6 protein-coding genes are annotated in these 10,754 nt (G+C 39.0%); all 6 read right to left on the bottom strand.

Annotated features, from left to right (window positions below; all coding sequences use genetic code 11):
* Positions 1-77 precede the first annotated feature (77 nt).
* The 6 genes from KI356_RS14120 to odhA all read right to left on the bottom strand — a co-directional run bounded on the left by KI356_RS14120 (position 78) and on the right by odhA (position 10,589).
* Complete coding sequence (locus KI356_RS14120; RefSeq protein ID WP_212935707.1) at positions 78-668, bottom strand: class I SAM-dependent methyltransferase; 591 nt, start codon at positions 666-668, stop codon at positions 78-80.
* Positions 669-760: 92 nt separating this feature from the next.
* The gene (locus tag KI356_RS14115; RefSeq protein WP_212935706.1) at positions 761-2,323 is read right to left on the bottom strand and encodes a SagB family peptide dehydrogenase; all 1,563 of its coding nucleotides are present in this window, start codon (positions 2,321-2,323) and stop codon (positions 761-763) included.
* Positions 2,324-2,345: 22 nt separating this feature from the next.
* Positions 2,346-4,295 carry a TOMM precursor leader peptide-binding protein gene (locus KI356_RS14110; RefSeq protein ID WP_128282200.1) on the bottom strand — a complete coding sequence of 650 codons (1,950 nt, stop codon included), beginning with the start codon at positions 4,293-4,295 and terminating at the stop codon, positions 2,346-2,348.
* The gene (locus KI356_RS14105; protein WP_212935705.1) at positions 4,292-6,211 is read right to left on the bottom strand and encodes a putative thiazole-containing bacteriocin maturation protein; all 1,920 of its coding nucleotides are present in this window, start codon (positions 6,209-6,211) and stop codon (positions 4,292-4,294) included. Before KI356_RS14105 ends, KI356_RS14110 begins: the two co-directional genes overlap by 4 nt.
* Before the next feature lie 124 nt (positions 6,212-6,335).
* Positions 6,336-7,592 (bottom strand): 2-oxoglutarate dehydrogenase complex dihydrolipoyllysine-residue succinyltransferase, encoded by a 1,257-nt coding sequence (gene odhB, locus KI356_RS14100; protein ID WP_128282202.1) that lies wholly within the window; start codon positions 7,590-7,592, stop codon positions 6,336-6,338.
* 129 nt (positions 7,593-7,721) lie between these two features.
* A complete protein-coding gene (odhA, locus tag KI356_RS14095; RefSeq protein WP_128282203.1) occupies positions 7,722-10,589 on the bottom strand; it encodes a 2-oxoglutarate dehydrogenase E1 component in 2,868 nt (955 codons plus the stop codon).
* Positions 10,590-10,754: the final 165 nt, after the last annotated feature.

Raw genomic sequence — 10,754 nt, 5'->3', positions numbered from 1 at the left:
GGTTATTTGCAAGACAAATTAAGAGTATTTTTAAATTAATCTAGTAAAAAAAGCAGGCCCTGAAGGGTCTGCTTTTTTTACTTATTTCCTATTACGCAAAGGCACCCTCTTTCTTCGTAACATTGCACGCTTGTAAATCCCGTCTTATAAAAAAGGTTTACTAATTCTTCGGTCGTCTTAAATTTATTCATATGATATTGAATTTTGAAAGTTTCAGCGACTAGTAAAAAGGATCCGTTCGGTTTTAAGATGCGAAACACTTCTTTCATATCGTGTTCAACATCAGGCCAAAAGTAATGAGTTTGAAAGGCAGTAATGAGATTGAAGAAGTTTGTAGTGTATGGGATAGAGGACACGCTTGCCTGATGAATGATTACTTTTTCTGTTTCTACATCCTTCGTATTGGTTTTCTTTGAGTTTTCAACAGCCTGTTCTGAATAGTCAATGCCGTATATTTTTCCGTGGGGAGTTAGTCTTGAAAGGCTATGTATTGTTTTCCCACCTCCGCAACCGATATCTAAAATAACTGCATCTTCACGTATATGTATTTTTTGTAAAGCCCAATTTGTTAGTCTCGTATGCGCAGCATTCATAATGTAAAGCATAGAGGAACCAATTGTTCCACGAGGATTTTTCGCTTGCTCGATTAATCTTTGTAAAATACTCAATTCAAACTCTCCTTTTATATAAGAATATGTATTTATTTCGCTTTTAATAATCTAACTCCTTTAAAAAAAGCACGCCATTAATCGGCATGCTTCTAATTATGCAAGGACCCTTTTAGCCAATTTCGCGCCCTATACGCCCCGACAGGAATTTGAATGAGTGAAGTTTCATTTCCAGTATCTATCCCGTACAACTGATCACATAAAGTTGTATCAAAACTAAGTAAAGGATGACCACCCATTCCCATAGCGGTCGCAGCTAGAACGAGTTTATGAACGAGTATACCAGCTTCCATTTGGTGAATTCGGTATCCTCTATAGCCTAATTTATTTTTATAGTAACCTTTATTTCCGATTACATGTAGACAAAGTGGTGCTTGAAAAAGATTTACGTTATCCATCGTCATACTGGATTGCAGAGAATAACGAAGGTCTCCGTGCCGAAGTGGCTGTATGGAATGTATCCTACTGTTATAAGCGTAAGCGCCGTTTTCTATGTCTTTTACGTTATAAAAACATCCATATAGTGAGACGCGTGCGTTTTCATTTAAATATTTGCCATCAAGGTCGTTGTAATAAGGGAAGGAGAGGCTCGCTTCTTGGAGTAGAGTAGCGAGCTCGGCTGCATCCCATTTCGTTAAAATGAAGTCAGCATCAGGTGAATATCGTTTTTTACAAAGTTGTAAGAAATCATATGATAAACGTTCCACTTTAGGTAGCTGTACAGCATGTGGACTATATTGTTGTCGTTCTTCACAGGTAAATGTTTGGAAGTGTTCTGTTGATTCAATCATAGATGCCGCGTTTATTTTTGTTATCATCGGATATTCATCTACATGTTTTGAGCGAACGAAATGCTCATGTGTTAACGGCGGGATTTGCTGCAACAAGTCATGAGAAGTAACGGTTTTATTTTCACGATGATTGCCATGAAACCAATCTGTATTCGGTTCTGTACTTAAAGGAATAACAGCATACACACTTTCTTCACCTTCTGACAGTCCAAGTAAATGATTCATTGCTCGGTCTAGAAACTGAAAATATACACCATTTGTATAACCGAATTGTTTTGCGCATTCGAGCAATTGACCGATGAGAACGCCACTATCTAATCCTTGCAGACGATACGAAAAGTTATTGTATTTAAAGAAGTTTTTCCAAAACATAGTTGATACAAATGCAGCACCAAAACAAGAATGTATGTTGCAACGATTGCCGAGTGCTTCTGTAAGATAAGAATCAAAATTTCCTTCGCGAAGTAAGATAAGACGGTGATGCGCGGCATCGTAATGGTAAATACCGTCTGGATAATGATCAATTTTTAAATACATATATAATTCATTTGGATATAAAGCACCCCCAGAAGGGATGAATCTTCGAAATAGAGTCGTTGTTTTATTATTTTCTAGGTTAGTAGTAGGTTGACATAATTGTGTTAAACCAAATGAGTACCAAAGATAATGACCGAGTTCCTCTAAGTTAGGTTTAGTAGAAGAATTCCGCAAAGTTAATGGGATTTCTAAAGAGAGAGGGATGACTGGTAAATTTCGATATAATTTATAAGGAAGTGGTGCGTCTTCCCAATCAATCTCTTTATCGGACGACATAATTTCATTAATAGAAAAATGGAGATGATGTAAAAAAGTGTCCAGTTGCATCAAATTTCCCCCTCGCTATGAATTATGGAAACGGATGCGGATGTGGATTTAAACTTTCATTCGTTAAAGGCTCAGCCCTATATCCAAGTGTCATCGGTACGGTATACACTCTATCCAGTCCTGTAACCCGAGTGAGATGGTGACCGAACGTCATCGGTAACATGCCTGGAATTATTACTTTTACACAATGTAAGCCGTTCTTTTCTATAAGAGGGACCGTTTGATCTACAACAATTACTTCAAGTCCAGATTGATGTAATCGGTTTAAAAGTTGATGAAGATCAGATGTTAAATCCATATCAAATGATTGTAATGCCTTCATTTCTTGGAACGTTTGCACCGGAGCATCTTCACGTAAAAGGAAGTGAAGACGTTCTTCCGCTTCTTTCAATCCGTACAGCATACTATGATCTTCCATTTTATTAACGAGGTAAGGATCTTGTAAGCAGTTTTCATAATACTCTCTTTTTTGCTTGAGCTCATCGTCTGTTATAAGTAACATGCCTGCTATTTCGTGAATTGCACTCTTTAGAGCTCGGATTGGGTCTAAATGAGAGCCTCCTGCACAAGCAACGTTCATTCCATTTTCACGCGTATTTTTTGCAATGACCCATAGGCTCGGGATGCCATGTTCCATCGTTGCGTTAAAAGCATGTAATTCATACCCGGTAATCGTGTGTAACCGCTGGATCATTAATTGTAATTCCGTATCCTCTGCTGAACTAAGATCGAGGCGGGGAAGAGGTAATTCGGCATACCAAGTGAGCAAAAAGGCGTCACGCTCTACAATTTCTAAAATGCCGTGAAAAATTGCCTCTTCTAAGCTACCACCAAGTGCACATCCATTTGATGTTTCATATACGAAAGCATCTCTTTGACCAAGGCTATAATAAGCGATTGATTCTGGAACTAAAAGTGGCTGGCTTTGTGATAAAGAGTATCCCCATACCCAGTTTTGCTCATAATCAGGATCAAACGGCTTAAATGGAAAACTATCACGATTGTAATGTTCATTTGTATGTACGCCGAGTGTGAGGGGATTTAGTGCAATATGCTCTAGTTCATGAAAACTACCATGCATATTTGGCTTTTTCCCGCGAGGCGACATACCACAATATCGCTCTAATCCTTCTAAAATAGCGGTTGCTTCACTAAGTGCGAATGAATGAGTTCGGCCCGCAACACCTTCATTTCCGAACAGTAATGGCATGTTTATAATAACATCAGCAAACGGTAATAAAGAATGTTGCATTTGGCCGTTTAAAATACCAGTCCGGTAATCTAAATAGTCTCTCGTTAAAAATGTGTTTAACTCATGAATGGAACGACAGCGATACGTTTCAGGACTCGTTTTCAAACTTGGTTGTAAAGAAATTTGCGCTGCATCTGCTGTATCGTCAGATAAATTGCTGCATACTGGACAGAGAGGGTCTGGAAGAAAAGAATGCCGGGTACATTGTAATGTTTGTAAGTCCAGTAAAATGAGTTCATTGTCTATAGAAGAATGTTTGTTAGTTAATATCTTCTCCGTTTCAGCATGAATGAGCTGGCACATTTGTAACATTCCATTTTGGGTGGCGCGTACATCACGCCTCGTCACGTTATCTGCTTTTAACGCATATTTCCGTTGTAGTTCCCACATTTCTTTTTGATCAAAGCCAGCTATAAACCGTCGTCCATCAGCGCAGTGGGAACATCCAGTTGTAAGAGGCTTCACGTAAGGACCGATAATACCTTCACCAAACGAAGTAAACGCGCGAAGCCACGGAATATTATTTGAGCGAAAGATAAGCTCAGCATCATGATGTATAGAAGAAGGAGACCCGTCATGTAAGACGAGAGCAAGATGAATGTTTTCTGGGAGAGCTTCTGTAAGTGTATGCTGGCGGATGAGTGAATATTGCTTACACAATTGCTCATGTACATAGTCTGTGAGTAGGCCATCTCCTATAAGTAGTATGTTTTGAGTCATTGGTCATCCTCCTTTGCAATTAATACCCCATATACACCGTCTAAGTTGTCTCTTAAAAATGACTCAATAGCTAAATCAAAAACGAACGGATACAAGTTGTTTTCCGCTAAATTTTGCAAAGCAACTTGTAAAGACTGTACGCCTGGAACTTCTTCCTCTTCTTGTATTGCTACTCTAACAGAATCCGTACTATATAAAACAATGGATGATTCTGGTAACATATTAGCTTTGTAAGGAATCTCTTCATTTTGAATATGAAGGAGTGCTTGTTGCAGAGCATTTCTTAACGCCAATGTTATATTAATATTGGCCGCACCATACCATCTATCATTTATACCGATCCAAACGACAGGAAAACCAAGTAACTCCTCACTCATTCCTACTTTAGGTATTTCATGAATTGTAGAGAGAGCATCGTAGTAAAACCTACAATGTTTATCATGAATTTCGGTTAAATCAAGCTCTGTAATCTCTTCTAGCATATGTGATTGGCGTTCACATAACTTATTATTTAAATGTTTTTGTAGTGCCCGGTATACACCTTCTGTCATCGTTTCCCCAGCACCAATACCGATATCAGTATGTTCGGGGATAAGACGATGAATCATTTCAGCTACATATGTTTCAACTCCTGTTAAACCAGCTTCGCGGCGTGCTTCATTATGAGTTAATCCACCGCAAGTTATAGTAGGAAGGGGAGAGGTAGGTCCATCTGATAATGGATTTGCAACTTGAATATAGCACTGTGATAAAGGCAATTGGTGTAAATCTTGTTCATCCCACATGTGGAATATGCCAGCTTCTTTAGAAGTTAACGTATCAAAAAAACGAAAAAGTTCAGTTGAAGTATGTTGTCCGGAACGATGGGCAAGGTTTTCTTGAAGATTTTGCACCGTATCAATTGTAAAAATTTCATCGGTTGCGAGAAGATGTTTTATAAAAGGATGCCACTTTCCTTCAAGTGTTTCCAAGTTTAATAAAAAGAATTGAGGATTATGCTGCCTGTGTGAACCTTCAGCGACATGTTTAAATAACTCAAAAACGATAATATTTGCTAACATTGCAGATGTAATTGGTGAGAAAGGTTCAGGTGGATTTTCACTTTGTAAAGTAGTTTCGTGTAGACGATGCCAAGCTGATTCCCAGCATTCTTCACGGTCTGCGGTTACGACCGGTCCAGCTAAACCAATTCTTGATAAGCAAATAGCTGGTATGAAATTTTTCCCCTCATCTCTACAAATAGTATGGATTGCTCTTAAACTTTCAATATCTCCATTTTGGGAAACGTATAAAATCCAGTCGAAAGGCTCGAATACTTCATGCAAAGGGCGATCAATTGTAATATCTATTTCTTGAATAAGTACATTGTCATCATTTGCATATGCACGTTCACTTAGTTCATGAATTCGATCGTAGTTTGTTTCAGCACGATCTGTAACAAGATAATGAAATGTAGGTAAACCAGATTCTAATAAAGAAGAAACTAGGGAAGTAAGCATATCGCCAGAACCAATTATAAGCACATTTGCTGCGCGGTACATTTCGAATTTTAAAGCGCCTGAATGGGAATCAGCTTCTAAAAACTCAATTTGCGAAGCGTATCTGTCGAGTAATGCACTGTTTAATTCGTGGGGAGCATCTTGGCTTACATCACGAACGAAACCATTTTCATATAAAATCTCTCCAATTTCAAATACTCGATTTTGATAGGGAAGAGGGAGACCATCGGTTATTTCTGTCAAAGAATGATTACCGTTAAACATAGGCATTAATTTCTCAATCCAGTCATAAATTCCATCACCATCCATACGGAATGAACTGGAGTTATTTCGAAAGTAAACACCCCCGTTTGAATCGGGGAGGAAGAAAGTATCCTTATTTGCTTTAAGTTTTGCATGAACTGGAAGGTTATTCATTTTAATCCTCCTTACGTTGTAGGCATACATTATTAGTCTATGTAGTGTAATTTGTCCCGTATGAACGCAATAAAAAAGGCTGTAGAATGATTCATTCTACAGCCTGTGATAGATTAATAATCTATCAACCTTCTAATAATAATGATTTTGGATCTTCAAGCATATCTTTAACAGCAACAAGGAAGCTAACCGCTTCTTTACCATCAACAATACGGTGATCGTAAGATAGTGCAAGGTACATCATTGGACGGTTTTCCATACGCTCTGCATCAATTGCAACTGGACGTACTTGGATTTTATGCATCCCTAGAATACCTACTTGTGGACTATTTAGGATTGGTGTCGACATTAGAGAACCGAACACGCCACCGTTTGTAATTGTAAATGTACCACCTTGTAGCTCTTTTAATGAAAGTTTATTATCGCGTGCTTTCAGACCTAAATTACGAATCTCGCTTTCAATTTCAGCGAAGTTCAATTGGTTAGCGTCGCGTACAACTGGAACAACTAATCCATCTGGAGCTGCTACTGCAATACCGATATCATAGAATTTTTTAATGATAAGCTCATCGCCTTGAATTTCAGCATTTAATAATGGGAATTGTTTTAATGCTGCAACAACTGCTTTTGTGAAGAATGACATAAAGCCAAGACGTACATCATGTTTTTTCTCGAAAGCATCTTTGCGTTCTTTACGTAATTCCATGATTGCACTCATATCAACTTCGTTAAATGTAGTTAACATTGCAGATGTTTGTTGAACTTCTACAAGACGTTTTGCAATTGTTTGACGGCGGCGGGACATTTTCACACGCTCAACTGGTTTTTCGAATTCAGTTTTTGCAACTGGAGCCGGACTTTGTTTTGGAGCAGCTGGTGCTTCTTTTGGAGCTGCAGCGTGAGCTTGTACATCATGTGGTCTCACACGTCCAAGTGGATCTGTGCTACGTACGTCGTTTAAGTCGATTCCTAATTCACGAGCCATTTTGCGAGCAGCTGGTGATGCGATAGGACGATTTGTATTTGGCAAACCTTGCAACGCTTTATTTTGTTCAGCACTTGGAGCTTCTGCTTTCGGTGCCTCAGTAGTTTCTTGTTTTGGTTGCTCATTAGCTGGAGCAGGTGTACTTACTGCAACTGCTGCGCCGTTTGCATCTAAAATTGCGATAGTAGCGCCAACTTCAACTGTATCTCCAGGTTCGCCTAGTAACTTCGATACAATACCTGAATCTTCTGCAATGATTTCTACATTGACTTTGTCAGTCTCAAGCTCAACAACGCTGCCACCTTTCTCAACTTTGTCGCCTACGTTGATAAGCCATTGTGAAATAGTTCCTTCTGAAATAGATTCTGCAAGCTCAGGTACTTTAATTTCGATCATTTTAAATGTCCTCCCCTTATTTGCCTAACGGTGTGTTTTGTCTTCTTTAATCTTCGGTAATCTCCATTTGTTAGCCCAGCTATGGCAGACTATCTACCACAGCCGGGCCTGAAAAACTCATTGTTACTTTTAGTTGCTATAAACTTCAATTTCTTGTTTATCTTGACGGAAGTTGTAGTTCACATCTAAAGCGTGTGCAACGATTAATTCTTGCTCAGCTTTGTGAGCGAATGGATCGCCACCAGATGGGCTAGAACGATCCGGGCGTCCAATGTAACCTGTTTTCACTTTATCCGCAGCTAGTTCAAACAGAATTGGAGCCATGTAATGCCATGCGCCCATATTACGAGGTTCTTCTTGAACCCAAATGATTTCTTCTAAGTTTTTAAAGCGTTTAATAATAGATTGAACTTTTTCAGCAGGGAATGGGTACAACTGCTCGATACGAACCATATGAACTTCATCTAAGTTGTACTCATGCTTACCACTTTCGATTTCTGCTGCTAAGTCAATTGCCATTTTACCTGTACTTAAAACAAGGCGTTTTACTTTGTTTGGTTTCGCACCAAGGTTGCCTTGTTCTAAAGCAGGTTGGAAACGTCCTTCACTTAACTCACTACCTGTAGAAAGTGTAAGTGGGTGACGTAATAAGCTTTTCGGCGTCATAATTACTAATGGTCGAACAGCCTCTGTTCCTAAGATAGATGCTTGACGGCGCAAGATATGGAAGTATTGTGCCGCGCTCGTTAAGTTTGCAACTGTCCAGTTGTTCTCAGCAGCTAATTGTAAGAAACGCTCTGGACGTGCACTAGAATGCTCTGGTCCTTGACCTTCATAACCGTGTGGTAATAGAAGAACTAGACCTGATTTTTGACCCCATTTTGCTCTTCCTGCTGAAACATATTGATCAAATAATGCTTGCGCAGTATTTGAGAAGTCACCGTATTGAGCTTCCCACATAACAAGAGTTTCTGGAGCAAATACGTTATAACCATATTCATAACCAACAACAGCAGCTTCTGATAACGGACTGTTATGAACAGAGAATGAAGCGTTAATGTTCGGTAAGCGATGTAATGGTGAATATGTTTCGTTTGTATCAGTATCGTGTAATACGATATGACGATGCGCAAATGTACCACGCTGTGAATCTTGACCAGTTAAACGAATTGGCGTGCCTTCTTGTAAGATAGAAGCGAATGCTAACGATTCAGCAAGTGCCCATTCAATTTTACCGTTTTCTTCAAGAGCATCTTTACGGCGTTCAAGAATTTTCTTCACTTTTGGATATACGTTAAAGCCTTCAGGCCAAGATAATAGACCTTCATTAATTGCACGAAGTGAGTCAATTGAAATACCAGTGTCAATCGGCTGGATTCCTCTTGCAACAACCTCTGGAACTTTAACATGAATTGTTGCAGCACTCGTATCAGCTGGTGGCACTTGTGCGTATTCAGCCTTTAATTCCTCTTGTATAAACTGAGTAATTGTTTCAACCTCATCTGCATTCAGAACGCCAGCAGATTGTAATTGATCTGCATAAATTGCTCTTACAGTTGGGTGATTTTTAATTTTTTTGTACACTTGTGGTTGCGTAACTGCTGGATCATCCATTTCGTTATGACCATATCGGCGGTAACCGATTAAATCGATTAAGAAGTCCTTTTTGAACAGCGTACGATATTGGATCGCAAGGTTTGCAGCAGCAAGACAAGCTTCCGGATCATCAGCATTCACGTGAACAATCGGAATATCGAAACCTTTTGCAAGGTCGCTTGAATATTTAGTAGAACGAGAATCATAGCTATCAGTCGTAAAGCCGACTGCATTATTTGCGATAACATGGATCGTTCCACCAGTTTGGTATGCATTCAATCTACTTAAGTTCAATGTTTCAGATACAACACCTTGACCAGGGAATGCAGCATCACCATGAACTAAAATTACGAATGATTTTGAAGTATCTTGTTCTGGAAGACCAGATTTTTTACGATTCTCTTGAGCTGCACGTGCGAAACCTTCAACAACAGGGTTAACGAACTCAAGATGACTCGGATTATTTGCTAATGTAACACGAGTGCTAACTTCTTCATTACCAACGACTTGTTCTCTACCTAAATGGTATTTCACGTCGCCAGTCCAGCCAGCATTTGCTACTGCACCTTCTATTTTTGCATGTTTGAACTCAGCAAACATGTGACTATATGGTTTTTCTAGTACGTGTGCAAGTACGCTTAGACGACCGCGGTGAGCCATACCAATCATGACATCTTCTACGCCGCCCTTGGCACCTTCTAGAACAATTTCATCTAGAACAGGTACAAGCATATCAACGCCCTCTATTGAGAAACGCTTTTGCCCAACGAATGTTTTATGCAAGAATTGCTCGAAACCTTCAACAGCCGTTAAACGTTTTAAAAGAGCAGTTCGTTTTTTATTTGATAATGGTTGACGCAATGAATTTGATTCCACCATTTGATGCAACCACGCGCGTTCTTCACTATCTTGTATATGTGAGAATTCATAAGCTAAAGATTTTGTATAAACGTCTTTTAATCTATGAATTACATCAAGTGCAGTGTGAATACCCTCTGGTGCATCTTGCCATACTGTTTTAGCTGGAATCGCTTTCAAATCAGCATCGCTCAGTTCGCTCATTGTTTTCTCGATAAGAGATTGTCCATTTGCAGCATCTTCCATCGGATTAATGTGAGCCAAAGTATGCCCGAAAGAACGAATCTGCTCAACAAGTTGAACGACTTTAAGAATTTTTTCAATGTTCCCTGTGTTTTGAGGAGAAAAATGTGTTGCTGTGTTGTCCCCTGTTACGACATCATCTTGAAACGAAGGAGCTCCAAAAATTTCAAAAAGCTCTTGTAATTCCGGATCAACAGAACCTGCTCCAGTTACGTAAAGATCATACTGTTCAATAACATAACCAAGGTTCGGACCATGGAACTTGGCCCAAGGGTTTGTCGTTGTATTCTTCCTCGTCATTTGTTTAAACCTCCCAATGCATATAATCCTTTTCCTATACAAAAGGTGCATTTTGCTCTTTTTCAATAATTGATGAACTAATAATTAATGTAAATGTTATCTTTACTCTTATGTTATTACAATAATTTACATAATACCAAACACTATTACTTATCTGTTTTGTAA

This window comes from Bacillus hominis (assembly GCF_018332515.1).
GTDB lineage: Bacteria > Bacillota > Bacilli > Bacillales > Bacillaceae_G > Bacillus_A > Bacillus_A hominis.
The sequence above is the reverse complement of the archived record's forward strand: the minus strand, read 5'-3'. Positions and strand labels throughout refer to the sequence as shown.